Genomic DNA, 25815 nt, shown 5'->3' with positions numbered 1-25815 from the left:
AGGCCGGCTCCTTCCTTTTACAGTAGATATCCTACTCCCTTAGCCTTACAGCCAGATGAATGTGAGCTTACAGTTTCGTCACCTGCCCGCCGGATGCGGCCTCTGTCCCAAAGCCCGGAAAGGAGATGATAAACCGGCTCCCCCGGCCGGGCCGGCTCTCCACCTGTATCACGCCTCCCTGCCCCTCTATGACAGACTTTGCCAGGGGAAGCCCAAGCCCGCACCCCTCCCTGTCAGAGGAGCGGCTGCTCCTGTAGAAGCGCCGGAAGATAAAATGGATGTCCTCCGGCGGTATGCCGTGGCCGTTGTCCTCCACGAAGATCCGCAGCATGGCCGGGGACTCTTCCCACCGCACCCGGATGACACCGCCCGGGTCCGTGTGGTCCAGGGCATTTTTTATGAGGTTGGAGAGTGCCTCCCGCATCCAGGACCTGTCACAGACCAGATGGGAGCGTTCCTCCCCCTGAAGGAGGAGCTGCTTTTCTTCCTTGCGGGCCCTGTCAAGAAGCTGCTCCGCCGCCTCCCCGGCAAGCCGGCCCACAGGCCAGTCCTCCTTCTCAAAGGCCACCGCCCCTGCGTCCAGCCGGGCCACCTTTAAGAGCGTCTGGATGAGCTCCTGTATCCGCTCCAGTGCCTTCAGGGCCTTCCCGGAAAACTCCCGCACCACGGAGGGCTCCTCCGGCTCTCCCTCCATGATCTCCATGTACATGAAAAGAGCGGACAGCGGGGTTTTCAGCTGGTGGGAGATGTCGGACAGAGTCTCCTTCATCATCTCCTTTTCCGCCTGCCTGGCCTGGCTCCTGGCCTGCAGCGCCGTGGCAAGCTGCTCTGCGGAGGCGAACATCTGAAAAAGGGTCCCCCGCTCATTTCTCGGCAGATGACGGGAGAAATTTCCCCCTGCGTACTCTCCCATCACCTCCGCCGCCCTCTCATAGAGCCGCTGTCTCCGTCCCAGGAAGAGAAGGGTCCCCATAAGCAGCAGAAGGGACAGCCCGCCAAAGACAGCGGCCTGTCCTCCCACCTGCCTCATCCCCGCCTCATAGAGGTCCGGCAAAAGCCAGAGGGGCGTTATCTCCTCCGTGTAGCCCGCCTGCAAAAGGAACCTCTCTCCTTCCGCTGTCACCTCTGTCCCGGCAAAGGCTCTGGCGATGACCGCAGGCTCCACCCCCTCCCCGAGGAGGCCGGAGCTGACCCTGCCCTCCCACTGGAAATAAAGGGCCCTCATCCGGTCTGTCTGCCTCCATCCAAGGAGACAGGATGCCGCCACCATGGCCGCCGCCAGAAGGAGGATAAATGCCAGGTAGCTCCTCGTCTGTCTTTCCTCCAAAATCCCTCTCATCTTTTATCCCCTCCTCTGTCCCTTCCACTCATAGCCTCGGCCCCGCACTGTCAGAAGGTGGGCCGGAGCCGACGGGTCCTCCTCCAGCTTTTCCCGCAGACGGCGCACATAGACGGACAGGGTGTTGTCGTCCACAAAGCTCCCGTTTCCATCCCACAGGGCATCCAAAATCTGAGTCCTTGTCAGCACCCGGCCCTCATTTTCCACGAGAAGGCAGAGGAGGCGGTACTCTGCCGCTGTCAGCTCCAGCATCCCCTCCTCCATGTAGGCCCGGCCTGCCAGAAGGTCTATGAAAAGGCCGCCGGAGCGCAGCTCCTTTCTCTCCCTCTCCTGGGGCCGGCCGCTGCGCCGAAGCTGTGCCCGGATGCGGGAGCACAGCTCCCCTAAGCGGAAGGGCTTTGTGATGTAGTCGTCCCCGCCCCCGTCCAGCCCCCGGATCACGTTGGTCTCCTCGTCAGCCGCCGTGAGGAAGATAATGGGGATGCCTGCGTCTTGCGCCCTCACCTGCCGGCACACGTCAAACCCGGTCCCGTCGGGAAGGGATACGTCCAGGAGCAGAAGGTCATAGTCCTCCGTCCGCTCCAGCCTTTCCATGGCCTCTTCCACCGTGCGGGCCACGGTGAGACGAAATCCGTTTTTCTCAAGGGAATACCTAAGTCCGTCTATCAGGCTTCTGTCGTCCTCCAGAAGAAATAGTCTGTCCATGCTCTGCTCCGCCTCCTGTTTTGCTGTAGTCAGTGGTTATATTATACCACGTGCGCAGAAAAGAAAGCGACGCGTCAGCGGCATTTTCTTTTCAAGCCGTGGATTGCCGGTATAATCCCTGCGCAGCAGGGTGAAGCGAGTTTCTCGCTTCAGATTGCGCTTTTGCGCAATCATTATACCATGGCCGCGCAGCGCCCGCCTCCTCCTTACAAAAATGTAAGGATCTTCCTCCCAGGGGATAAAGCGAAAAGAAATCGCCCGCCGCTTACAGGTAAGCGAGCGGACGGTATCCAACCATCTGCAGCATATATTTGAGAAGCTCTCCGTCTCCTCCTCCGTGGAGGCGGTCACAAAGGCTATCCGCCTGGGGTATCTGCCGCCTTTGTAATATGGCTTTTATTCTCTTTTCTCCTCCGCGGTATATCTATCACTTAGTTGCTGCAAAATATTTTCTTTCGTCCTTGCAAGCCCCAGCTGCTTCTCATCTACGGTGTCTCCGTCCATTGCAGCGATAAATGACTGTATATCAGATAAGACCTGCGGACTGACACTGATCCTCGTTGCCGGTCCTAACAAGGCAGACAAGCGGAAAATATCATTCTTATGCTTCCGCAGATGCCTGCTGTCCACAGTTTCGCCCGCCTCTCTTCGGGCAGACAGGTCCAGCCATGCCTTGGCCTTAAAAAGGATCAGATGACCTGCATCTAAAACTGTCACACCCTCTGCCTCTGTTCTTCCTCCGCGCAGCAGCTCATAATAATTGTCATCTAACAGAATTGCGGAGAGACTGGACACATCTCCCTCTAAGGGCAGCGGAGTCAAAACTGCTTCGTCCGGAAGCCGGATTTTTTCAGTACGTCTTGTAAACAATTCGATCATAAACGGATATTCCCTGCTTTTTGGATGGGCAAAACGATAGAATTGTGGCTCTCCGGTGCTTTTATTCCTATGCTCATATCCCGCCTGCACAATATACTGCCAGAACCTCTCTCCAAATTCCGGTGTAAGAGCTTCAAGGATCAAAACCAGATCAATATCCTTTGTCGCTCTAAAAGCCAGACCTTCTGCTGACATCAGGAGATCGCACGCCGTTCCTCCGATGATCGCATATTCCTTTTCATACTCCTGAAACCACCTGGCAAAACTCTGAAATCCCTTAACCATCCTGTTCCCCCCACATTTCTTCCATCATATCCTCCAGCGCCTCTTCCACCCGTTCATCTGTCCGGCCCACAAGGCTCATTGCCAGCGATAATGTATCCACCGTTCCGTTGTTCCCGAGAATTTGCGGATCATATTTCCATAATTCAACCTCTGCCTGAACCGATGCATCCATCAGTCTCTCCGTACCCTTGAGCCGGGCTCCTCTTCCATATACTGCATAGCTCTCCACATCAGGCGGGCTTATCATACTCTTTTCCGACAAAGCGGACAGCCCCGCAACACTTGCATTTCTGAGACATGCCTCCCCCCTGTGCACATACACAACCTTTCTCACTGGTGAGATCAGATAAGGCCGCATTTTTTCAAACAGTATTCTCCCTGTAAATTTCCCCCTTAATACGATCCGGGTTCCGTCCTTTTCTGTATCGAACAGACCGGTCTGTTCTAACTGACGGACTGCCCTTGTCAATGTCATCCCTGAGCACTCCGCTGTTTTCATGAACGCATTTGCATAGATCCGTTCCGTATTCTGATATAAATAGTAAAAAAACAATACCTGGGCAGAGGGCTGCAGTTTCTCAATCGGAAGTGGAGCTGCATCAAATTTTTCCTGCAGCACAATCCCCATAAAGGGAAGGTATAGCTGTTTATCCGGAACAACAAACGGAATTCCTGAAGCTATCAGGTACTCTCTCTGGTTTCGGCTCATCTTATCCATAACAATAACAACTGGCAGATTTTCCGCTTTCTGTATCCTTGCAATCTGTTTCCTGACAGAGGCCATCTGATCGAGTTCTCCCTTCGGATACAAAAAAACAGCCGCCACACGGTCAAGAAGGACCTTTCGGAATTCATACCGCTCTAACAGATAGTAGGGCAGTTCTCCCTTATACTGCCATGGACGATATCTCACTTTTATCCTGAGAAGCCTTTCTATATATTCCATAACCTCATACACTCCCAGCTGTTTTTATCATAATAACATTATATTAACTTTTAAAATGTTAGATGTCAACTTTTTAGTTATATAATGATCATCTCATACACCAGCCGCCTCCTTCACATGTAGATCTCCATCCTGGAGATGAGATTGGTCACGTTCATCTTGCTGGCAAAGAGCTGCCGGTAGGTGGCGCTCTTCGTCCGCCCGGCCTGGGAGAGGCGCTCCATATCCGCAGTGATCCTGTCCTGCTCCGCATAGAGGGCCTCATAGAGGTCTTCCAGGCGCCCCAGCCGGTCTATGGCCTCCTGGATGTCCGGAGCCGAATAGCCCTTTTCCCTCTTTGTCGTCAGTCTCTGTATCTTCATTGGTGTTCTCCTCTCTCTTCTTTTATTCTGCCTCCACAGGCTTTCTCCCCAGGTCCAGAAAGACCTTCGTCCCCTCTCCCGGCGCAGACTGGATCCGCATCCCGTGTCCAAGCCGGTCCATCACTCTCCTGCAAAGATAGAGGCCAATGCCCGTGGACTTCTTGTACTCCCTCCCGTTGTATCCGGTAAATCCCCGCTCAAAGACCCGGGGCAGGTCCTCCTGGGCAATGCCGATGCCTGTGTCCGCTATGACAAGGGCGATCTGGCTGGGGCCGTCTTTTTGTACATAGATGGAGACAGCGCCCTCCTTTGTGTATTTCAGCGCGTTGGACAAAATCTGTTCTATGACAAACACAAGCCACTTCTCATCCGTCAGCACCAGGCTGTCCGTCTCCTTAAAGTCCAGCTTCAGCTTCTGGATGATAAAGAGCCTGGAATATTTTCTCACCGCCTGGCGGATCAGGTCGTCCAGGGGATACCAGGAGAGCACCATATCCTGGGAAATGTCCCCGATCCGCAGATAGGTCATGACCATCTCCACATACTGCTCTGTCCGGAACAGCTCCTTGTCCATCTCCCTTAAAAAGCTGTCCTTCCCCTGCCGTTCTCTTTCCTCCTCCTGGAGAAGGAGGCGCATGGCCGCTATGGGCGTCTTGATCTGGTGCCCCCACAGACTGTAATAATCCATGCTCTCCTGCCGCCTCTCCGCAGCGTCATTTTTCTCCTCGCTCCTCTTTCTTAAAAGCTCTGTCAGCATTTCCTGGTACTCCCTCTCCGCCAGAGTGTCCGCCCCCGGAAGCATGGGGTCCGCATAGGGGAGATTTCTCCGTATCTCCTCTATCCGCCTTTCTCTCTTCAGATAACGGGCAAGGTCCAGGGCCGTGCACACCAGCAGGATGACCGCCGACAGGAGCAGGGCATAGCCCACGGCGTCCCGCGTCACCTCATAGAGATAGCCCACAAGGGCAAAAATGAACACAGTCCCGGCATAGACAGCCAGGGGCCTTCTTATTTCCTTCAGATAGTATCCAAACGTCTTCATGCCTCCACCATGTACCCGATGCCTTTCTTCGTCACGACAGCCTCCTCCAGGCCGATCTGGGCCAGCTTCTTTCTGAGCCTTGCCACGTTCACCGTCAGCGTGTTCTCGTCGATGAACGCGTCGCTCTCCCACAGCCTTGCGATGATCTCATCTCTCGTCACGATCTTTCCCGCATTTTCCAGGAGACACTGGAAAATCTTAAATTCATTTTTCGTCAGGTCCGTCTTCCTGTTCTGGTAGGTGACTGTAGCGTCCGCCAGATTGAGGATGCAGCCCCTGTACTCCATGAGGCTTGCGCTGCCCCGGTAGGAGTAGGCCCGGCGCAGGATCGCCTGCACCTTGGCGGTGACCACATGCAGGTCAAAGGGCTTCTCGATAAACTCATCCCCTCCCATGTTCATGGCCATGACAATGTTCATATTGTCGCTGGCAGAGGAGATAAAAATGATCGGCACATCCGAAACCTGCCGTATCTGGCTGCACCAGTAAAATCCGTTGTAAAAGGGAAGGCCGATATCCAGGAGCACAAGGTCCGGCTCCACCCTGGTAAACTCAGCCATGATATTCTTAAAATCCTCCGCTATCACTGTCTCATGATCCCAGCCCTCCAGATGTCTCTTCAGTGCCTCCGCGATGGTGCTGTCGTCCTCCACGATCAAAATACGGTACATGCTGTCATCCTCCTTTTCGCTTTTTCATTGTACCATAAAAAACAGACAGGAATGATATTCCTGCCCGTTTTTTTATTTCTTCCTCTCTTATCTGGCCCTCTCCTAAATCTTCGCAATGTCGATGAGGGTCAGCTTCTTGATGTCCGTGTTCTCCAGACTGGTGATGAGGGCCTCCGCCGTGTCGATGGCTGTCAGCACGTTGACGCCTGTCTCGATGGCGTTCCTGCGGATCACAAAGCCATCCCTTGCCCTGTCCGCTCCCTGAGGCGGCGTGTCGATGACAAGGTCGATCTTGTGTCCCAGTATCAGATCCATAAGGTTGGGTGACTCCTGCTCAATTTTATTTACAGGAACCGCCTTCACGCCTCCGGCCTGCAGGGCCTCGGCTGTGCTCCTTGTGGCGAAGATCTTGTAGCCGATCTTCTCAAACCGGCGCCCGATCTCCACAGCCTCCGGCTTGTCCTCATCCCGGACGGTGATGATCATATTCTTGTGCTTCGGCAGCTTGATGCCGGCTCCCAGGAATGCCTTGTAGAGGGCCTCGTCAAAGGTCTTTGCGATACCCAGGCACTCTCCTGTGGACTTCATCTCAGGTCCGAGGCTGATGTCCGCGCCCCGGATCTTCTCAAAGGAGAATACCGGCATCTTGATGGCAAAGTAGTCTGCCTCCTTCTGCAGTCCCGGGGTGTAGCCCAGGTCCTTCAGCTTGTGTCCGATGATCACCTTTGTTGCCAGCGGCACGATGGGGATGCCTGTCACCTTGCTGATGTAGGGAACGGTACGGCTGGACCTGGGGTTGACCTCGATGACGTACACGTCCTCCCCGCACACGATGAACTGGATGTTGATCAGTCCGATGACATGGAGGGACTGGGCCAGCTTCCTGGTGTACTCCTCGATGGTCTTCTTTGTCTTCTCGGAAATGCTCTGCGCCGGATAGACGGAGATACTGTCTCCGGAGTGGATACCCGCTCTCTCAATATGCTCCATGATACCCGGTATGAGGATGTCCTCTCCGTCGCAGACAGCGTCCACCTCGATCTCCTTGCCCTGGAGATACTTGTCTACCAGGATGGGGTGATCCTGAGCGATCCGGTTGATGATACCGATAAACTCATCTATGTCATGGTCGTTGATGGCGATCTGCATGCCCTGTCCGCCAAGTACGTAGGAAGGACGTACCAGCACAGGATAACCAAGGCGGTTGGCAACCTCTTTTGCCTCCTCAGCAGTAAACACCGTGCCGCCTGTCGGGCGGGGGATACCGCATTTCTCCAGGATCTCGTCAAAGAGCTCCCTGTCCTCTGCCGCGTCCACGTTCTCTGCGGATGTACCAAGGATGGGCACGCCCATCTTCATGAGAGCTTCTGTCAGCTTGATGGCTGTCTGGCCGCCGAACTGTACCACGGCGCCGTCCGGTTTCTCCAGATCCACGATGCTCTCCACATCCTCCGGTGTGAGAGGCTCAAAATACAGCTTGTCTGCAATGTCAAAGTCTGTACTAACTGTCTCCGGGTTGTTGTTGACGATGATGGTCTCATATCCTTCTTTGGAGAAGGCCCATGTACAGTGCACGGAGCAGAAGTCGAACTCGATCCCCTGTCCGATACGGATGGGGCCGGAACCGAGGACAAGGACTTTCTTGCGTCCCTTTGTCTCCTCCACCTCATTTTCGCTTCCGTATACAGAGTAGTAGTACGGTGTGGCAGCCGCAAACTCAGCCGCGCAGGTGTCAACCATCTTGTAGGAAGCAGTAATGCCGTACTCGTGGCGCATGTCATGGATCTGACGCTCTGTGTTTCCGGTCAGGTCTGCGATCACATTGTCCGGGAACTCCATTCTCTTTGCCTCTTTTAAGATGTCTGCTGACAGAGGTGTTGTCTTCAGTGTCTGCTCCATCTCTACCAGGCGGGCGATCTTGTCGATGAACCATTTGTCAATCTTTGTGATCCTGTTGATCTCATCGTAGGAGATGCCTTTTCTCAGTGCCTCCGCAATCATCCAGATACGGCGGTCGTCCACGATCTCCAGCTTCTCCAGCAGTTCCTCTTTTGTGAGGGCTGTGAAGTCGTAGGACATAAGGCTGTCCACATGCTGCTCCAGGGAGCGGATGGCCTTCATGAGGGCGCCCTCGAAGTTGTCACAGATACTCATGACCTCTCCTGTGGCCTTCATCTGGGTTGTCAGCGTACGCTTTGCGCTGATGAATTTATCAAACGGAAGACGGGGCATCTTCACCACGCAGTAGTCCAGCATGGGCTCGAAGCTTGCGTATGTCTTCTGTGTAACTGCATTCTTGATCTCATCCAGGGTGTATCCAAGAGCGATCTTGGCCGCCACCTTGGCGATGGGATAGCCTGTTGCCTTGGAAGCCAGGGCAGAAGAACGGCTGACACGGGGATTTACCTCGATAACGCAGTATTCAAATGTATCCGGGTGCAGGGCATACTGCACGTTACATCCGCCGGTGATGTTCAGCTCGCTGATGATATTAAGGGCTGAGGTACGGAGCATCTGGTACTCCTTGTCCCCCAGTGTCTGGGAGGGAGCCACTACGATACTGTCGCCTGTGTGCACGCCGACCGGGTCTATGTTTTCCATATTACATACCGTGATGCAGTTGCCGTTGCCATCCCGCATCACCTCGTACTCAATCTCTTTCCAGCCCGCGATGCAGCGCTCCACAAGGACCTGTCCCACGCGGGAGAGGCGAAGTCCGTTCTCCAGGATCTCCACAAGCTGCTCTCTGTCGTGGGCGATACCGCCGCCGCTGCCGCCCAGCGTGTAGGCGGGGCGCAGGACTACCGGGTAGCCGATCTTCTCTGCGAACTTAATTCCATCTTCCACGTTCTCCACCACAAGGGAAGCCGCACATGGCTCGCCGATCTTCTCCATGGTGGTCTTGAACTCCAGACGGTCCTCCGCCTTCTTGATGGTCTCGGATGTGGTACCGATGAGGCGCACATTGTTTCTCTTCAGGAAGCCGTTCTCCTCCAGCTCCATGGCCAGGTTCAGAGCTGCCTGTCCGCCCAGAGTGGGAAGGACGCTGTCCGGCTTCTCCTTCAGGATGAGCTGCTCCACCACTTCCACTGTCAGAGGCTCGATGTAGACGCGGTCCGCAATATCCTTGTCTGTCATGATGGTGGCAGGGTTTGAGTTGAGAAGGACAACCTCCAGGCCTTCCTCTTTCAGAGAACGGCAGGCCTGTGTTCCCGCGTAGTCAAATTCTGCCGCCTGCCCGATGACGATCGGACCGGAACCGATAACCAGTACTTTTTTAATATCTTTATTTCTAGGCATTAGTTTGCTCCTTTCATCATATCCATAAACCTGTCAAACAGATACCCGGAGTCCTGTGGTCCCGGACATGCTTCCGGATGGAACTGCACAGTGAAAATATTCTTTCCTACATAGGAAAGTCCCTCGTTTGTGCCGTCGTTGACATTGACAAAGGCCTCTTTTGCGATGGCCGGGTCAATGGTGGAGGCATCCACCGCGTAGCCGTGGTTCTGGGAGGAGATGTACACCCGGTTGTTTGTCAGATCCTTCACCGGATGATTGCCGCCTCTGTGACCATATTTCAGTTTGTATGTCTTTGCCCCATTGGCAAGAGCCATAAGCTGGTGTCCCAGACAGATGGCAAAGATGGGGATATCTGTCTCGTAGAGCTTTTTGATCTGCCCGATGATCTCCGTGCAGGTCTCCGGGTCCCCGGGGCCGTTGGAGAGCATGATGCCGTCCGGCCTGGAGGCGATGATCTCCTCAGCGGTCGTGTCTGCCGGATAGATGGTCACCTGGCAGCCTCTCTTGTTGAGGGACTTTGCAATATTGTTCTTTGCCCCGAAATCCATCAGCGCCACCCTCGGTCCATTTCCTTCCAGCACATATGGTTCCTGGCATGTAACCTTTGACACAACATCTCCCACTGTGTACGCATGAAGTTTCGGAAGGATCTCATCCAGATCAAAGTTTTCATTGGTAGTGATCATACCGTTCATGGTTCCCTTTTCCCTCAGGATCTTGGTGAGGGCGCGGGTATCAATTCCTGCGATGCCCGGGATATCCTGCTCCTTTAAGAAGTCCTGGATGGTTCCCTCGCAGCGGAAGTTGCTTGGCATTCTCGATAATTCTCTTACGATGTAACCGTCCGGCCATGCTTTCTTTGACTCCATGTCCGGTGTAATTCCGTAATTTCCGATCAATGGATAGGTCATAACTACGGCCTGTCCTGCGTAAGAAGGGTCAGTCAGCACCTCCAGATAGCCTGTCATGGAGGTATTAAATACAATTTCACTGATCATGTCTCTCGTAGATCCAATGCTGGTTCCCGTAAAGACAGTTCCGTCTTCCAAAATAAGAAACGCTTTCATTTATTCACCTTTTCCCTTCACAATGTTTTCATGTAATATGCGAAGATTGTTCTGCCAGCTGAAGCGCCCGCATGTTTCCGGGCGAAATAAAAGGCAGTATGTGCAAGCACAACTGCCTTTCTACATTTCTCCCCAGCGACAAATCATGTCTCCACAAATTGTAAAGATTATACTACAGATCAGGACAATTTTCAACCGATAAAATACATTTTATTCGTAGTCCCAGTACATGGTTATCTTGTCAAGGCTGTCATCGTCCCGGTAGGAATATCTCACCGTGCCGATGCCGTACAGGTGAGCCAGGTTCCGGGCCGCACGGTCCGCCAGGTCCGTCAGCACCTCCTCCCTGGCCTCCCGGTAGACCTCCGGCCCTGAAAATTTCAGGACAGTCATCCCTTCTCCTGCTGCGATGGAACGGTTCATGGCCTGCAGGATGGTCTCCGGATCGTAGGTCTCATAGTACATGCCGTTCACCACATAGTAATTGTAGGCCATGGTACTGCAGGCCGGGAGGTCCTGGTCGCTGTCCGGCGTATGGGTCCGGAAGAGCTGTGTGTCATCGCAGCACAGGTAATCGTAGGCGATCTCCGGACTCTCCTGCGCCTCCTGGTCCTCTTCCCGGCCCTCCTGGAGGTAGACCGGGTCTCCCCAGGTGGCATCCACATAGCAGTACTGTCCCTCGCACCTGACCAGGTTCCAGGCGTGGCCGCCCTCCCCCGCCTGGGAGACAGCCGTGCCGCTGACATAGGTGCAGAACACGCCCAGCCTCTCCAGAAGATACTGCACTGCCTTGGCGTAGCCGGCGCACACCGAGCGCCTCCCCACAAACACACTGTAAATGTTCTGGTTGTTCTCCGCCTCCAGATCATACTCCACACTGCCGACCACATATTCATACACATACAGGATCTTCTCATAGTCCGATGCCTGACTGTCAATCCCGGCCAGGCACTCTTCCGCCGCCTCCTGGATCTGTCTCTGGCGTGCTTCTTTTTCCTCTCCCGTACAGCTGTATTCCGGTCTGAGTGTCACGCTGCTTCCTGCCAGCCCAAAAGCAGAGGTACTGGTCACCAGACTGCCGGAACCGTCACACCAGAAAATCTCCGGACAGTCTTTCATGACAAGGCCATACAGGCGGTCTGTCTCCTCTGCGGACACCCCATCCAGCTCTATTTCCTCCTGACAGGCAAAGAGACCGTCCCGTATCCTGCTGTAGATCTCCCTTTCATCCTGATCCAGCTGCTGGTAGTAATACTTTTCTGTCCCCTCCGCAGAGGGCATCTCCTCCCCAGCAGCTTTCCCCGCAGGAACCTGCCCTGCCGAAACCTCCCGGGCCTCATTGTCCTGCAGAGAAAGCAGCTCTGCAATGCTGTCTCTGCTGTAAATGGCCGCTGCCAGGGCAAAAGCTGCCAGGATCCAGAAAGGCAGGCCGCATCCTCTTTTTTCCTTTTTTCTTCTACTCATATAACAGAACTCCTGCCACATATCCAGTGAACGTGTATATAGATATAGTATATGAGAATTTCTTCTTTTTCACAATCTGATTTTCCCTGCATATACTGACAGTGAAAAAAGATTGCTTCTGCGAGGTTTACTATGCCTTCTTCCACAGGAAAACTTGAGATCAATGTCACTTCTGAAATAAACGGCTATCCCATCGCCGGCGCTGACATCCGCATCTCCTACACGGGTATCCCTGACAGCATACTGGAGGAAACAACCACGGACAGCTCGGGACAGACAGAGGTGCTGGAGCTGGACGCGCCGCCCGTCGAATACAGCCTGGATGTCACCTCTGACCAGCAGCCCTACTCTGAATATACGATTCTTGCAAGCGCCCCGGGCTTTGAAACAGTCAGTATCGCCGGGGCAGAAATCCTAGGGGGTGTCACTGCCATCCAGAACATAAGGATGCGCCCTTCCGACTCTGCAGACAGTCGGGAGGAACGCTTCGTGATCCCTGCACATACTCTCTATGGCAACTATCCCCCCAAGATCCCGGAAGATGAGATCAAGCCGGTAAATGAGACCGGGGAGATCGTACTGAGCCGCGTCGTGGTACCGGAGTATATTGTGGTGCACAACGGGAGCCCCAGAGACAGTACTGCCCAGAATTACTATGTGAAATACAAGGATTACATTAAAAATGTAGCCTCCAGCGAGATCTATGCCACCTGGCCTGCCAACACCATACGGGCCAATGTGCTGGCCATCATGTCCTTCACCTTGAATCGGGTTTATACAGAGTGGTACAGGAATCAGGGATTTGATTTCACCATCACCTCTTCCACAGCCTTTGACCACAAGTGGATCCCGGAACGGAATATCTATGATACCATCTCCGTCATCGTGGATGAGCTCTTTGCGGATTACCTGTCCCGCCCCAATGTGCGCCAGCCTATCCTGACCCAGTACTGCGACGGGCGCCAGGTACAGTGTCCAAACTGGATGACCCAGTGGGGATCAAAATCTCTGGGAGACCAGGGCTACTCTCCCATTGAGATCCTCCGCTACTACTACGGGGATAACATGTACATTAACACCGCAGAGGCCATCTCCGGCATTCCCTCCTCCTGGCCGGGCTACAATCTGGAAATCGGCTCCACCGGAGCGAAAGTCCGTCAACTCCAGGAGCAACTGAATGTTATTGCCGGAGCCTATCCAGCTCTCCCCACACTTAACGCAGACGGCATTTACGGACCTGCCACGGCTGAGGCAGTGCGGCAGTTCCAGGGAGTCTTCGGGCTGCCACAGACAGGGATTACAGATTATTCCACCTGGTATAAAATTTCCGAAATCTACGTGGGCGTATCCCGGATCGCGGAGCTCACCTGAAGAGAAACAGTCTTCAATGTATAGCCATGTATAAAAAAGCAGACAGGCCGCGGCAGATCCCATGATCTGTCTACAGTCTGTCTGCCCACTATTTCTTTCTTACACGGTCCTCCGCTGCCCTGTTATACAGGATAGCTTCCGCTTTCTGTATCCGCAACAACAGGATCGATCTTTGTCTGCTGCGCTTCCCTGTACTTGAAGAAGTCCACTGCCACCTGTGGGAAGAGGGCGTATGTCAGCACGTCCTCATCCTGCTGGATCCACTGCTCACACTCTTTTCTAAGCGTATCCAGCTCATCCGGGATCAGATCTGCCGGGCGGCATGTGATAACTTCCGGATTATCTCCGAGAACCTTCTTAACCACATCCGGGTTGAACGGTTTAACAGTAGCACCGTATTTTCCGCTCAGGACGTCCTTTGTCTCTTTTGTGGCCATCTTGTAGCGCTCTCCCATCAGCACATTGAACACAGCCTGTGTTCCCACGATCTGTGAGGAAGGTGTGACAAGAGGTGGCTCGCCCAGATCCTTGCGGACTCTCGGCACTTCTTCCAGGACCTCGTAGTACTTATCCTCAGCGCCCTGCTCTTTAAGCTGGGATGTAAGGTTGGAGAGCATACCTCCGGGTACCTGGTACAGAAGTGTCTTGATGTTGACGCCAAGGTTCTTCGGATTGAGAAGTCCGCTGTCCAGGGCCTCATCTCTGATAGGACGGAAGTAGTCCGCGATCTCTGCCAGAAGCTTCTGATCCAGTCCTGTATCGTAAGGTGTTCCGCGGAAAGTCTCCACCATAACCTCTGTGGCCGGCTGGGATGTTCCCAGGGCGAACGGAGACATAGCTGTGTCGATGACATCCACACCTGCCTCCACTGCTTTCAGATAGGTCATGGAAGCAACGCCTGATGTGTAGTGTGTGTGAAGCTGGATCGGAAGATCCACAGCCTCTTTCAGTGCTCCGATCAGCTCTGTAGCCTCATAGGGAAGAAGCAGACCTGCCATGTCCTTGATACAGATGGAATTAGCGCCCATATCCTCAATTCTCTTGGCGATGTCTACCCAGTAGTCCATTGTGTAGGCATCTCCCAGTGTGTAGGAAAGAGCCACCTGTGCGTCCGCTTTCTCCTTGTTTGCCGCTTTGACCGCAGTCTGCAGGTTGCGGAGATCATTCATACAGTCAAAGATACGGATGATATCAATGCCGTTTGCCACGGATTTCTGTACGAAGTACTCTACCACGTCATCTGCGTAGGGACGGTATCCCAGGATGTTCTGTCCTCTGAAAAGCATCTGAAGCTTTGTGTTTTTAAATCCATCCCTGAACTTGCGAAGTCTGTCCCAGGGATCTTCCTTCAGGAAGCGGAGGGACGCATCAAATGTAGCGCCGCCCCAGCACTCCACGGAATGGTAGCCGACCTTATCCATTTTATCGATAATGGGCAGCATCTGCTCTGTTGTCATACGTGTGGCGATCAGAGACTGGTGTGCATCCCGCAGAATGGTTTCTGTTATTTTCACTGGTTTTTTCTGAATTTCTGCCATTATTTCTTCCTCCATTATATTCTATTCAAATTGCCGGGTCCGGCTGTCATGCAGACCGGAAATCCGGTCTTACATAACTCCGAAGATCGCCATAAAGGTTCCGGCGACTACCGCCGTACCGATAACTCCGGCCACGTTCGGTCCCATGGCATGCATGAGAAGGAAGTTGGTTGGATCGTACTCCGCACCCACTTTCTGGGATACTCTGGCCGCCATAGGCACGGCTGACACGCCGGCTGATCCGATCAGCGGATTGACCTTTCCTCCGGTAAGCACGCACATCAGTTTTCCGAGCAGGACACCTGCCGCTGTACCGAAGATAAAAGCGATCAGTCCGAGGGCCACGATCTTCAGTGTATCCAGATTAAGGAATGCCTCTGCACTTGTTGTAGCGCCGACGGATGTACCAAGAAGGATAACTACAATGTACATCAGTGCATTGGAAGCTGTCTCTGTAAGCTGTCTTACCACACCGCACTCGCGGAACAGATTACCAAGCATGAGCATACCTACGAGAGGTGCTGTGGTAGGAAGGATCATACATACCACGATGGTAACAATGATGGGGAAGAGGATCCTCTCCAGCTTGGATACAGGACGAAGCTGCTCCATCTTGATCTTTCTTTCTTTTTCTGTTGTCAGAAGTTTCATTACCGGCGGCTGAATGATAGGAACCAGCGCCATGTAAGAGTAAGCTGCCACGGCGATAGGACCAAGGATTGCTGTCTGCTGCAGCTTTCCGGCAAGGAAGATGGATGTCGGTCCGTCCGCACCGCCGATGATGGCGATAGCGGCAGCCGCCTTGTCGGAAAATCCCATGGCCATAGCGCCAAGGTAAGCGGCGAAAATACCGAACTGTGCTGCCGCTCCCAGAAGAAAGCTCTTGGGGTTGGCGATCAGCGGTCCGAAGTCCGTCATGGCTCCCACGCCGAGGAAGATCAGTGACGGAAGGATGGACCACTCATCCAGTACGTAGAAATAATAGAGAAGTCCTCCTGTGCCGTTGGCCGCGTCCTCTGCATGCAGCATAATATCCGGATAGATATTGACAAGCAGCATACCGAAGGCAATAGGCACGAGCAGCAGAGGTTCAAATCCATGTTTTATTGCAAGATAGAGGAAAAAACATGCAACAGCGATCATGACCAGATTTCCCCATGTAAGGTTGAGGAAGGCTGTCTGCTGCACGAGGTTTCCCAAGGTCGTTATAATATAATCCATTTTTTAACCTCCAGTCGTGTTTCAAAAGTTTCCGTCAGAACGGCATCTTAGCCGCCTAGTTCAATGTAGCCAGAACTGCGCCTGCCTCAACGGCATCGCCTACAGCCACATCGATGCTGGCAACTGTTCCGTCCTCGGGTGCCACGATGGGGATCTCCATTTTCATAGCCTCAATGATGACAACAGCGTCACCACGCTTTACAGCCTGACCTACATTTGCCTCGATCTTGAATACTTTTCCGGCTGCTCCTGCTTTCACCTGGATAGAACCAGCGCCTGCCGCGGGTGCTTTCGGTGCGGGGGCTGCCGCAGGTGCCTTCGGTGCAGGTGCTGCTGCTTTCGGTGCCGCTGCCGGTGCTGCTGCCGCTGCCGGCGCTGCTCCTGCTGCTTTCTCCTCAACCGTTACATCGTATACATTTCCATTTACTGTGATTGTGTAATTTTTCATTTTTATATCCTCCTGATCCGGTTATACTTACATCCATTTATTTGATTTCCGACGTCTGATGCTTCTCACGATAAAGCCGTCTGCCGGTACTTCTTCCGATGCCGCTATCGCTGCTGCGATAACTGCCACAAGCTCGCCATCGTCTGTCACATCCTCAGGCTCCGGTTCGGGCGCCGCTTCCGGCACTGCCGTCTGAACCGGTTCCGGAGCTGCGGCCGCAGAAACTTCCGCCGCCTGGGCTTTTGTATTCTTTCTAGAGAACGCCTCCTGCAGTTTCGGTATATATTTCAGCAGGGAGATGATCACGCTGATGATGATCAGTACCACAAACACGGTTCCCATGCCAAGAAGGGTGTTCATCCCCGCCTTGCTCAGGATCTCACTCATGGAGTAAATACCGCTGACTGTAAGGCTGTCCAGATGCAGGTTGCCGCGGACATCTGTCTTGTAGATGATCTCCAGGTTCGCATCGCGGTCAGCAAACTCTGCTGTGGTCGTCAGGGAGAGCTCTGTCTGGGAAGCATCGTAGGTAAAATCACCGTGTCCGATGTACTCACCGCACTCCTCCACACCTGCCTGCCAGGCGTCCATGGAGCCAAGAAAACTGTCCCCTGTGAAAGGATAGCCCGACTGTGCCATCTGGATCTCCAGCTGCTCATCAGAGAGGCTGTTCCACTGCTCAATGGTTGTGTCATCCGCACTGGAGCAGTATGCAATGAGGAACTCGGTGGCCTCCTCTATGGTCGCCTGATCATACTCGACTCCCGCGTCGCTGCCACTGCATCCGGCCAGGGCAAACACAGCCATGAGCGTGCATAATAATAAGCTAATTTTCTTCTTCAATTTGTCTCACCTCACTAAACTGTTCCATGTTTCTTGGCAGGACGATCCTCCCTCTTTGTAAAGAGCATCTCGAATGCTCCGATAATATACTTGCGCGTCTCTGCCGGGCTGATGACAGCGTCCACATATCCCCGTCCTGCTGCAGAAGCCGGGCTGGACTGCAGTGCGCGGTAATCTGCCGCCTTCTCTCTCTGGGCTGCCCTGTCAGCGTCAGGATACATGATCCTGGCTGCCAGATCCGCATCCATCATGCCGATCTCAGCGTCCGGCCAGGCATATACCATGTCCGCGCCGATGGATTTGCTGTTCATGGCCACATAGGCGCTGCCATAAGCTTTCCCGATAATGACATTTACTTTCGGAACGGTTGCGTCTGCAAATGCATAAATCAGTTTTGCCGTCTCCCTTGCCAGATTTCTCTCCGCACACTTGGAAGCATCAAAGCCTGTCACATTTGTCAGGGTAAGAACCGGAATATTGAAGGAGTCACAGAATTTCACAAACTGCGCTGCTTTTCTCGCGCCCGCTGTGGACAAAGAACCGTCGAATTCTGCCACCAATTCTGCATTCTCGTTGTATACTTTGGAGCGGTTTGCAACAGCTCCCACGGTCATGCCGTTGAGGCGGATAAACGCGGTAACCATGTCCTTCGCATAGTCTTTCTTCACCTCAAACACAACACCGTTGTCTGAAATCTGGGCCAGAGCTATGGCTGTATCTTCTGCCGCATTCTCGATATCCGCGCACAGACGGTTCAGATCATCTGTACACTCATCGTAAGATGCGTCCTCCTCATTGTTGCACGGCAGCATGCAGATCAGAGAGCGGATATCAGAGAGAATCTCCTCCTCTGTTCCCACCGCATCCACAAGGCCTGCAGACTCACTCTGGAATTTCGCGGAGGATGTGTCGCATTTCTGGACCGTGTTGCCCGGAATTGCATTGGGAGAATTCACAAACAGTTTTGCACTCTTCTCTTCCATAAATGTGAAATCTGTCAGTGCCGGTACAACAGCCAGGCCACCGCCGCAGTTTCCGAAAATCGCTGTAATCTGGGGAACAACGCCGGAAGCCAATGTCTGTTTCAGGTACAGCTGTCCAAATGCGTCCAGCGCATCTGTCGCCTCCTGCAGACGGATACCCGCACAATCCACAAGTCCGATGACAGGCGCGCCCATCTTCATCGCCATATCGTAGACAGACACGATCTTCTTCGCATGCATCTCGCCGATAGATCCTCCAAGAACAGATGCATCCTGGCTGTAGACATAGACGAGATTTCCATCGATCAGTCCGTATCCTGTAATGACGCCGTCTCCCGGAGTTTTTGTTTCCTGCATGTTAAAATCAGTTGCTCTGGCTGTCACACCGCCGCCGATTTCAACAAAGCTGCCTGCATCAAGCAGAGACGTAATTCTCCGGCTTGCTGCATTTTCTGTTGCCATGTTGCTCATAACCTAGCCCTCCATTTTCATTATTATTTAAATCAGGTTTTCCCTTGCAGATTATAGATAATTGCAAAAAGTCAACCAAATTTTCTGCCTATTATATTATATATTTTTTTTCTCTCTAATTCAACTGTTTTTCGTATTTCTGTTAAATTTTTAGCAATGCATCTTTCTGCCGGCAAAAGGTCAAAAAAAGAGGAGCAGATCCGTCTCCCAAGACGCGGAACTGTTCCTCTTTTTGCAATATATTTATATTCTGTGTCCCACCCCGGACAGACTCCCTAAAAGAACACTCTCTGTATATCATTGAACATAACGACTACCATCAGTGCCATCAGAAGCACGATCCCTGCAAAGTGGACGTACCCCTCTTTCTCCGGCGGGATGCGCTTGCGCCGCACCGCCTCTATGGCAAGGAAGACAAGCCGCCCTCCGTCCAGAGCTGGCAGAGGCAGAAGGTTCATAACTCCCAGGTTAGCGGAGATCAGGATCGCAATGTTCAGCATATTGACTGCCACTGTGGCAGCGCCGTAACTTCTGGCCTCCTGGTAGGTGTCATCCACCACATCCACGATCCCCACAGGCCCTGACAGCTGGTCAATGCCGATCTGGCCCGTCACCAGCATCTTAAGGCTCAGAATAGTGGTATCGATCCAGTACTTGACCTCGTAGGCCCCGTACTGGATGGCCGTCAAAGGATTCGCCGCCGTGTAGCCGCTGCTGCTGATGCCCAGCCTGTAATACTGGAGGTCCTCATCAAATTTCGGCGTGATGGTGACTGTGTATTCCTCCCCGTCCCTTAAATAGGTCAGCTCCACGTTCTCTCCCTGGTGAAACTGGTTGTAGACCTGGATTTCCTTGAAAAGATGGATGTTCTTGCCGTTCATCTCAACGATCCGGTCTCCCGGCTGAAGTCCCGCCTCCGCTGCCGGATATCCTTCTTCCACCTCACCTGCCAAAGGCTCGTCGTAACCGGCCATCCCTATAAGGACGACAGCACATATAAGAGCCAGGATAAAATTAAAGACAGCGCCAGCCGCTATGACACAGATCCGGGCCCAAACGGATTTATTGTTGAAATTGGTGGGAGAGTCCGTAGCCTCCTCGTCCTCTCCCATAGCGCAGTACCCGCCGATGGGCAGGATACGCACTGCGTACAGGGTGCCGTGGTACTCTTTTGTAAAGATCGCCGGTCCCATGCCCACAGAGAACTCCTGCACATCGATGTGGTTCAGCTTTGCCAGGGTAAAATGTCCCAGTTCGTGGAAAAAGATGATAAAGCTGAAGATTAAGATTGCAATGATTATACCCAAGTGTTACCTCCTGCCAAGTCTGCTGTTTATGTATTCATAGACGCCCGCTTCTGTGTCCAGTATCTCGTCGAGAGAGGGGGATGGAATATTTACGTGACGCTCCATGCACTCTCCGATCAGATCCGTAATCTCCAGGTACCTGATCTTTCTGTCCAGGAATTTGGCCACAGCCATCTCATTTGCTGCGTTAAACACAGTGGGAAGGCTGCCTCCTGCCCTCCCGGCCCTATACGCCAGTTCAAGCGCCTGGAACGTATCTGTATCCGGCCTCTCAAAATCCAGCTTTCCGATGCTCCAGAAATCCAGTCTCTCTCCCGGCAGATACCTCCGCCGGGGATAGTAGAGGGCGTACTGGATGGGAAGCTTCATGTCCGGCGTCCCCAGCTGGGCAATGACTGCTCCGTCCTCGTATTCCACCATAGAATGGACCACACTCTGGGGCTGGACCACCACCTGGATCTGATCCACGTCCACGCCGAAGAGCCACTTTGCCTCGATCACTTCCAGACCTTTGTTCACCATGGTGGAGGAGTCGATAGTGATCTTCCTGCCCATCTCCCAATTGGGGTGCTTCAGGGCGTCCTCCACCTGCACATCTTTAAGCTCCTCCCGCTTTCTGCCCCGGAAGGGCCCTCCGGAAGCGGTCAAAAGGATCTTCTTCAGCGACCGCTCCTGCCCTCCCTGGAGAGACTGGAATATGGCGCTGTGCTCGCTGTCCACAGGGAGGATGGACACGCCCCGCTCCTTGGCCAGGGGCATGATCAGATGTCCCGCTGTCACCAGGGTCTCCTTGTTCGCCAGTGCAATGTCCTTTCCGGCCCGGATAGCCTCCATAGTGGGGCGGATACCGATCATACCGACAATAGCTGTTACAAGTATATCCGCCTTTTCCTCTGTTGATACCTGAATCAGTCCGTCCATGCCGGATACAACCTTTGTATCCAGATCCCGGACGCGGCTTTTCAGTTCCGCCGCCTTCTCTTCCTCCCAGACTGCAGCCAGGCAGGGCGAGAATTCCCGGATCTGCTTCTCCAGCAGATCGATATTGCTGCCCGCCGCCAGTGCCGTCACTTCTATATCTCTGTTTTCCCTCACAACCTCCAGGGTCTGTGTGCCAATGGAGCCTGTGGAACCCAGTATGGCAATTTTCTTCATTTCAATCTTCCTTCCTGCAAAAAGGTTCAGCCTATCGGATCATGGCTGCCAGATAATAGATCACCGGCGCCGTAAAGATGACGCTGTCAAACCGGTCCAGGATACCGCCGTGCCCCGGGATCAGCTTTCCATAATCTTTCACGTCGTGATTGCGCTTGATGGCTGAAGCAGCCAGATCCCCGATCTGAGAGATAATGCCGCCGGCACCGCAGATCACTGCATAGAGCAGAGGATCCACGTCCGCACCGCCCCACTGGTTCATGGCCAGGGAAAAGAGCGCGCCAAGAAGCGCCGCGCCAAGAACGCCTCCTACGCCGCCTTCCACAGATTTCTTGGGACTTAAGCGGGGCGCCATCTTGTGCTTCCCGATGAGCATGCCCACGCAGTAGGCGCAGGTGTCACATCCCCAGGAGCTTAAGAAGATCAGCCACACCGCCGTGCCTCCCTCCGGCAGCATCCGGGTCTGGTACACGTAGGAGAGCATCACTGCCACGTAGAACAGGCCGAAAAATGTCACCATCACCTGCTCGGTCCTGAAGGCCGGGAAGGTGAACACATAGACTGCCATGACCACCACAAGGAAAAGGATGGTAAAGGCGGTCATCCACTCCATATGGTCTGAATACAGAAGGGCGTAGTAGCAGACCGCCCCCACATAGCCTGTAATGCCCAGCGCCTTTTTGTGCGCATCCACTACTTTATAGAGCTCGCTCATGCCAATCAGGCTGATCACCGCCAGGACCGCAAAGAGAAGATTACCACCGTATCCCACCGTGGCGATCAGAACGATCACCAGCACGATCCCGCTCAAAAGTCTGGTCTTAAACATCTTCCCCACCCTCCTTCTTCTTCACGCCGCCGTAGCGCCGGTCTCTTGCATTGTACTGCTCTATGGCTTTTACAAGATCCTCTTTTGTGAAGTCCGGCCAGAGCACATCTGTAAAATAGAACTCCGAGTAGGCCAGCTGCCACAGAAGGAAATTTGACAGCCTCTCCTCCCCGCTCGTGCGGATGAGAAGATCAGGGTCCGGTATGTCATGGGTGTCCAGGTAGGAGGAGATGACCTCTGAGGTAATGTCCTCCGGCTCCATTTTTCCTACCCTGACATCTGCCGCTATTCTTTGAACTGCCCGGACGATCTCATCCCGGCTTCCGTAGTTAAGGGCAATCTGAAAGTTCAGTCCCCCATTATTCTTTGTAGCCTCCTCCAGCTCCGCGATCCGGCTGCGGATATCGTCATCCAGCCGGGTCTTATCGCCGATGACCCGGACTTTCATATCATTTTTCGCCGCCGTCTTCAGACAGGTCTTCATATAGTTGCGAAGAAGCTTCATAAGAGCATCTACTTCATCCTTGGGACGGCTCCAGTTCTCTGTTGAGAAGGCGTACACGGTCAGGTACTTGATCCCCATCCTCCAGGCTTCCTCGCAGATTTTCTCCACATTCTTGCTTCCCTGCGCATGCCCATAATTGCGGGGCATCCCCTTGGACTTGGCCCACCGTCCGTTTCCGTCCAGGATGACCGCCACATGCCTTGGTACATTCATCGCATTGTCTCCCTTCACAAGGGAGGACGGGCACATGATGTCCCGTCCCCCGTCTTTTCTCTCTGTTTTTTCCGGCTAAACTGTCATAACCTCTTTTGACTTGCTCTCCACCGCTTTATCTACTTCCTTGATGAACTTGTCGGTAAGCTTCTGAAGGTCGTCTTCCAGATCTTTGATCTCATCCTCTGACACGTCGCTTCCCTTTAATTTCTTAAAAGCGTCATTTCCATCCCGGCGGATGTTGCGGACAGCCACCTTGGCCTGCTCGCCTTTTTTCTTGACATCCTTCACCAGTTCTTTTCTGCGCTCCTCTGTCAGCTCCGGGAAGATCAGGCGCACGCAGGAACCGTCGTTGGTCGGATTAATACCAATGTCTGACATGTTGATAGCCTTCTCGATAACCTTCAGCATGCTCTTCTCCCAGGGCTGGATCTGGATCATCCGGGCCTCCGGCACAGACACGTTGGCCACCTGCTGAATCGGTGTGGGAGATCCGTAGTAGTCCACTGTGATCTTGTTGAGCACATTGGGGTTTGCACGCCCTGCACGGATCGTCACCAGCTCTCCCTCCAGGTTCGCCAGCGTCTTTTTCATCTTGTCCTCGTATGGTTTCAGTCTTTCATTCATGTTGGTTTCCTCCCTTATGACTTTCTGCTACACGGTCACTTTTGTACCGGTAAATGTTCCTGATAATGTCTCCACAATGCTGTTCTCCTCGTTCAGTCCGAACACCAGCATGGGCATCTTGTTCTCCAGACACATGATGGAGGCGGTCAGATCCACTGCCATCAGCTTCTTGTCTATGATCTCCTGGATAGAGATCTCATCGTATTTTACAGCATTCGGATTCACCTTCGGATCGCTGTCATAGATACCGTCTATCGCCTTGGCAAGCAGCATGGCGTCGGCCTCGATCTCGATGGCCCGCAGCACAGCCCCTGTATCTGTGGAGAAATAGGGATGGCCTGTTCCTCCCGCAAAGAAGATGACTTTTCCCTGCTCCAGCGCCTCCACAGCCTTATCTTTGGAGAACAGAGTCGTAAAGGCACCGCACACAAAGGGGGTGAACACCTCTGTCTGCATCCCCACATGGCGGAAGATATCGGAGACATAGATGCAGTTCATGACAGTGGCAAGCATGCCGATCTGGTCTGCCTTTGTCCGGTCAATAGTCTCGCTGGTCCTGCCCCTCCAGAAATTTCCGCCTCCGGTCACGATAGCCACCTGGTATCCCTGATCCACGATCTGTTTTACCTGCTTTGCAACGCCGATGCAGGTTTCCTCGTCAAACCCGGTCTTCTTCGCACCTGCCAGCGCCTCTCCGCTCAGCTTTAACAACACTCTTTTCATAAAGTTTAACTCCTTGTCTTACTGTTGTACTCCGCTGCACATCCGGCTTTTCCTTATGTGCATACCTAAGGTAAAGTATAGCATAGGTTCCCGAAAAAGGGAACTTACTTTTTTCCCGATCCAGCGCCTTTCGGGGCGCGGGATCTCATAATGCAGACATACATCACCAGCAGCAGGCCGCCGGCCAGGATCCAGGCCGTGGGGCTTGCCATGCAGGTACCCGGGTAGCTGCCTCTCTCCGCTGAGATCAGGGCCACCGCCCCTCTGCCGATGAGCTCCGCCACGCCCGCCATCATGGGAAGGAGCGCGTACCCCATCCCCTGGATCCCGTTTCTGTATATATTGACCACCGCCAGAGGGATGAACATAGCACCGGCACATTTCAGATAGATGTCCGCCAGTTCCATGATCTGCCCCACCTGCTCAGACACGAAGAGGACCACCAGGTATTTCCCTCCGAAGAAGATGGCTCCTCCCGCGATGACGGCGTAAATGCTCCCGATCACTGTAGCAGAAGAAAACCCTTTTTTCAGGCGGTCCCACTTGCCGGCTCCCATATTCTGGGCACAGTAGGTGGCCATGGTCGTCCCAAGGGCCACGTAGGCCTGGCTCACCACCTGCTCGATCTTGCTGGCCGCCGCAAAGCTGGCCACAGACAGGGCTCCCAGCGTATTCAGAGCCGCCTGCACCATAATAGTCCCGATGGCCGTGATGGAATACTGAAGCGCCATGGGCAATCCGATCTTGATCTGCCACAAGGACAGATCCCGATGCAGCTTCCAGTCTTCTCTTTTCAGATGCAGATCCGGCACTTTCTTAATAATGTAAATCAGACAGGAGATGCCTGACACACCCTGGGAGATGACGGTGGCGTAAGCAGCCCCCGCCGCCCCCATGTGGAATACGATGATAAACACAAGGTCCAGAACCACATTCAAAAAAGCCGCCAGTATGAGGAAATAGAGGGGCACCTTGCTGTTTCCCAGAGCCCGCAGGATGCTGGCCAGCAGATTGTAGAGCACCTGGGCCACAATTCCGGCGCAGATCACCATGATGTACCCGTAAGCCTCGCTGTAGATCTCCGGCGGCGTGTTCATCCAGCCCAGGATCTGCTTCATCATGGACATACTCAGCACGGTCATGATGACAGAGACAATAGCGGACAAAATGTAAGCCGACGCCACAGACTGGCGCATAGCCTTCTTGTTGCCTGCCCCAAAGTGCTGGGCCGTGATCACGGTAAAACCTGCCGTCAGTCCCTGCAGGAAACCGATGATCAGAAACATGAGCGTTCCGCAGGATCCCACAGCTGCCAGGGCGTTTGGTCCCACGAATTTTCCCACGATCACCGCGTCCGCCATATTGTAGAGCTGCTGAAATATATTCCCTATAAAGATAGGGAGCGTAAAATTCAGGATCACCCTGACCGAGCTTCCAACTGTCATATCTGTTTCCATCCAGTTTTCCTCCTTTATCTTCTTCTATGCACAAACGAGCATCATTATAAAGAAGCCTTCG

At 53.5% G+C, this 25815-nt stretch carries 24 protein-coding genes; 2 read left to right on the top strand and 22 right to left on the bottom strand.

The window, feature by feature from the left end; all coding sequences use genetic code 11:
• Positions 1 to 67: 67 nt before the first annotated feature.
• Positions 68 to 1339: a sensor histidine kinase gene (locus tag INF30_RS00315; RefSeq protein WP_226393874.1), complete on the bottom strand. Its 1272-nt coding sequence runs from the start codon at positions 1337 to 1339 to the stop codon at positions 68 to 70.
• A gap of 3 nt (positions 1340 to 1342) precedes the next feature.
• Positions 1343 to 2044 (bottom strand): response regulator transcription factor, encoded by a 702-nt coding sequence (locus INF30_RS00310; protein WP_226393873.1) that lies wholly within the window; start codon positions 2042 to 2044, stop codon positions 1343 to 1345.
• A 238-nt stretch (positions 2045 to 2282) separates the two neighbouring features.
• On the opposite strand from INF30_RS00310, the gene INF30_RS14820 reads away from it, so the two are divergent.
• Complete coding sequence (locus tag INF30_RS14820) at positions 2283 to 2432, top strand: response regulator transcription factor (RefSeq protein ID WP_083582686.1); 150 nt, start codon at positions 2283 to 2285, stop codon at positions 2430 to 2432.
• A gap of 8 nt (positions 2433 to 2440) precedes the next feature.
• Here INF30_RS14820 and INF30_RS00300 read toward each other — a convergent pair whose 3' ends face one another.
• The 8 genes from INF30_RS00300 to INF30_RS14570 all read right to left on the bottom strand — a co-directional run bounded on the left by INF30_RS00300 (position 2441) and on the right by INF30_RS14570 (position 12063).
• A complete protein-coding gene (locus tag INF30_RS00300) occupies positions 2441 to 3208 on the bottom strand; it encodes a hypothetical protein (RefSeq protein WP_226393872.1) in 768 nt (255 codons plus the stop codon).
• A complete protein-coding gene (locus tag INF30_RS00295; protein ID WP_226393871.1) occupies positions 3201 to 4154 on the bottom strand; it encodes a hypothetical protein in 954 nt (317 codons plus the stop codon). Before INF30_RS00295 ends, INF30_RS00300 begins: the two co-directional genes overlap by 8 nt.
• Before the next feature lie 113 nt (positions 4155 to 4267).
• Positions 4268 to 4516: a hypothetical protein gene (locus tag INF30_RS00290; protein WP_076777946.1), complete on the bottom strand. Its 249-nt coding sequence runs from the start codon at positions 4514 to 4516 to the stop codon at positions 4268 to 4270.
• A 22-nt stretch (positions 4517 to 4538) separates the two neighbouring features.
• Positions 4539 to 5558 carry a sensor histidine kinase gene (locus INF30_RS00285; protein WP_226393870.1) on the bottom strand — a complete coding sequence of 340 codons (1020 nt, stop codon included), beginning with the start codon at positions 5556 to 5558 and terminating at the stop codon, positions 4539 to 4541.
• Positions 5555 to 6229: a response regulator transcription factor gene (locus INF30_RS00280; protein WP_076777948.1), complete on the bottom strand. Its 675-nt coding sequence runs from the start codon at positions 6227 to 6229 to the stop codon at positions 5555 to 5557. The genes INF30_RS00285 and INF30_RS00280 overlap by 4 nt, the downstream gene beginning before the upstream one ends.
• Positions 6230 to 6331: 102 nt before the next feature.
• Positions 6332 to 9529 carry a carbamoyl-phosphate synthase large subunit gene (gene carB / locus INF30_RS00275; RefSeq protein ID WP_087172817.1) on the bottom strand — a complete coding sequence of 1066 codons (3198 nt, stop codon included), beginning with the start codon at positions 9527 to 9529 and terminating at the stop codon, positions 6332 to 6334.
• Complete coding sequence (locus tag INF30_RS00270) at positions 9529 to 10599, bottom strand: carbamoyl phosphate synthase small subunit (protein WP_076777950.1); 1071 nt, start codon at positions 10597 to 10599, stop codon at positions 9529 to 9531. Before INF30_RS00270 ends, carB begins: the two co-directional genes overlap by 1 nt.
• Before the next feature lie 210 nt (positions 10600 to 10809).
• Complete coding sequence (locus INF30_RS14570; protein WP_264176821.1) at positions 10810 to 12063, bottom strand: transglutaminase domain-containing protein; 1254 nt, start codon at positions 12061 to 12063, stop codon at positions 10810 to 10812.
• Between the two features lie 132 nt (positions 12064 to 12195).
• Between INF30_RS14570 and INF30_RS00260 the strand changes: the two genes are divergently transcribed.
• Positions 12196 to 13434: a peptidoglycan-binding protein gene (locus tag INF30_RS00260; RefSeq protein ID WP_226393869.1), complete on the top strand. Its 1239-nt coding sequence runs from the start codon at positions 12196 to 12198 to the stop codon at positions 13432 to 13434.
• Between the two features lie 122 nt (positions 13435 to 13556).
• On the opposite strand, the gene INF30_RS00255 is transcribed toward INF30_RS00260, so the two are convergent.
• The 12 genes from INF30_RS00255 to INF30_RS00200 all read right to left on the bottom strand — a co-directional run bounded on the left by INF30_RS00255 (position 13557) and on the right by INF30_RS00200 (position 25754).
• Positions 13557 to 14972 carry an oxaloacetate decarboxylase subunit alpha gene (locus tag INF30_RS00255; RefSeq protein ID WP_226393868.1) on the bottom strand — a complete coding sequence of 472 codons (1416 nt, stop codon included), beginning with the start codon at positions 14970 to 14972 and terminating at the stop codon, positions 13557 to 13559.
• 69 nt (positions 14973 to 15041) lie between these two features.
• Entirely contained in the window at positions 15042 to 16193 is a 1152-nt protein-coding gene (locus INF30_RS00250) for a sodium ion-translocating decarboxylase subunit beta (protein WP_076777954.1), read from the bottom strand.
• 55 nt (positions 16194 to 16248) lie between these two features.
• On the bottom strand, positions 16249 to 16641 hold the full coding sequence (locus INF30_RS00245) for a biotin/lipoyl-containing protein (RefSeq protein WP_226393867.1): 393 nt from the start codon (positions 16639 to 16641) through the stop codon (positions 16249 to 16251).
• A gap of 27 nt (positions 16642 to 16668) precedes the next feature.
• Positions 16669 to 17484 carry an OadG family transporter subunit gene (locus INF30_RS00240; protein WP_226393866.1) on the bottom strand — a complete coding sequence of 272 codons (816 nt, stop codon included), beginning with the start codon at positions 17482 to 17484 and terminating at the stop codon, positions 16669 to 16671.
• A 14-nt stretch (positions 17485 to 17498) separates the two neighbouring features.
• Complete coding sequence (locus INF30_RS00235) at positions 17499 to 18938, bottom strand: acyl-CoA carboxylase subunit beta (protein ID WP_226393865.1); 1440 nt, start codon at positions 18936 to 18938, stop codon at positions 17499 to 17501.
• Between the two features lie 275 nt (positions 18939 to 19213).
• Positions 19214 to 20245: an RIP metalloprotease RseP gene (gene rseP, locus INF30_RS00230; protein WP_226393864.1), complete on the bottom strand. Its 1032-nt coding sequence runs from the start codon at positions 20243 to 20245 to the stop codon at positions 19214 to 19216.
• A gap of 3 nt (positions 20246 to 20248) precedes the next feature.
• Positions 20249 to 21400, bottom strand: a complete 1152-nt coding sequence (locus INF30_RS00225; protein ID WP_226393863.1) for a 1-deoxy-D-xylulose-5-phosphate reductoisomerase — start codon at positions 21398 to 21400, stop codon at positions 20249 to 20251.
• 31 nt (positions 21401 to 21431) lie between these two features.
• Positions 21432 to 22229 carry a phosphatidate cytidylyltransferase gene (locus INF30_RS00220; protein WP_226393862.1) on the bottom strand — a complete coding sequence of 266 codons (798 nt, stop codon included), beginning with the start codon at positions 22227 to 22229 and terminating at the stop codon, positions 21432 to 21434.
• Positions 22222 to 22947: an isoprenyl transferase gene (locus INF30_RS00215; protein WP_076780926.1), complete on the bottom strand. Its 726-nt coding sequence runs from the start codon at positions 22945 to 22947 to the stop codon at positions 22222 to 22224. The genes INF30_RS00220 and INF30_RS00215 overlap by 8 nt, the downstream gene beginning before the upstream one ends.
• A 75-nt stretch (positions 22948 to 23022) precedes the next feature.
• A complete protein-coding gene (gene frr, locus INF30_RS00210) occupies positions 23023 to 23574 on the bottom strand; it encodes a ribosome recycling factor (protein WP_076777961.1) in 552 nt (183 codons plus the stop codon).
• Between the two features lie 27 nt (positions 23575 to 23601).
• Positions 23602 to 24297 carry a UMP kinase gene (pyrH, locus tag INF30_RS00205; protein WP_076777962.1) on the bottom strand — a complete coding sequence of 232 codons (696 nt, stop codon included), beginning with the start codon at positions 24295 to 24297 and terminating at the stop codon, positions 23602 to 23604.
• 104 nt (positions 24298 to 24401) lie between these two features.
• The gene (locus INF30_RS00200; protein WP_226393861.1) at positions 24402 to 25754 is read right to left on the bottom strand and encodes an MATE family efflux transporter; all 1353 of its coding nucleotides are present in this window, start codon (positions 25752 to 25754) and stop codon (positions 24402 to 24404) included.
• Positions 25755 to 25815: the final 61 nt, after the last annotated feature.

Origin of the sequence: Claveliimonas monacensis (assembly GCF_014982975.1) — a bacterium.
GTDB lineage: Bacteria > Bacillota > Clostridia > Lachnospirales > Lachnospiraceae > Claveliimonas > Claveliimonas monacensis.
Note: the sequence above shows the minus strand (reverse complement) of the source record. Positions and strands in the feature narration are given on the sequence as shown.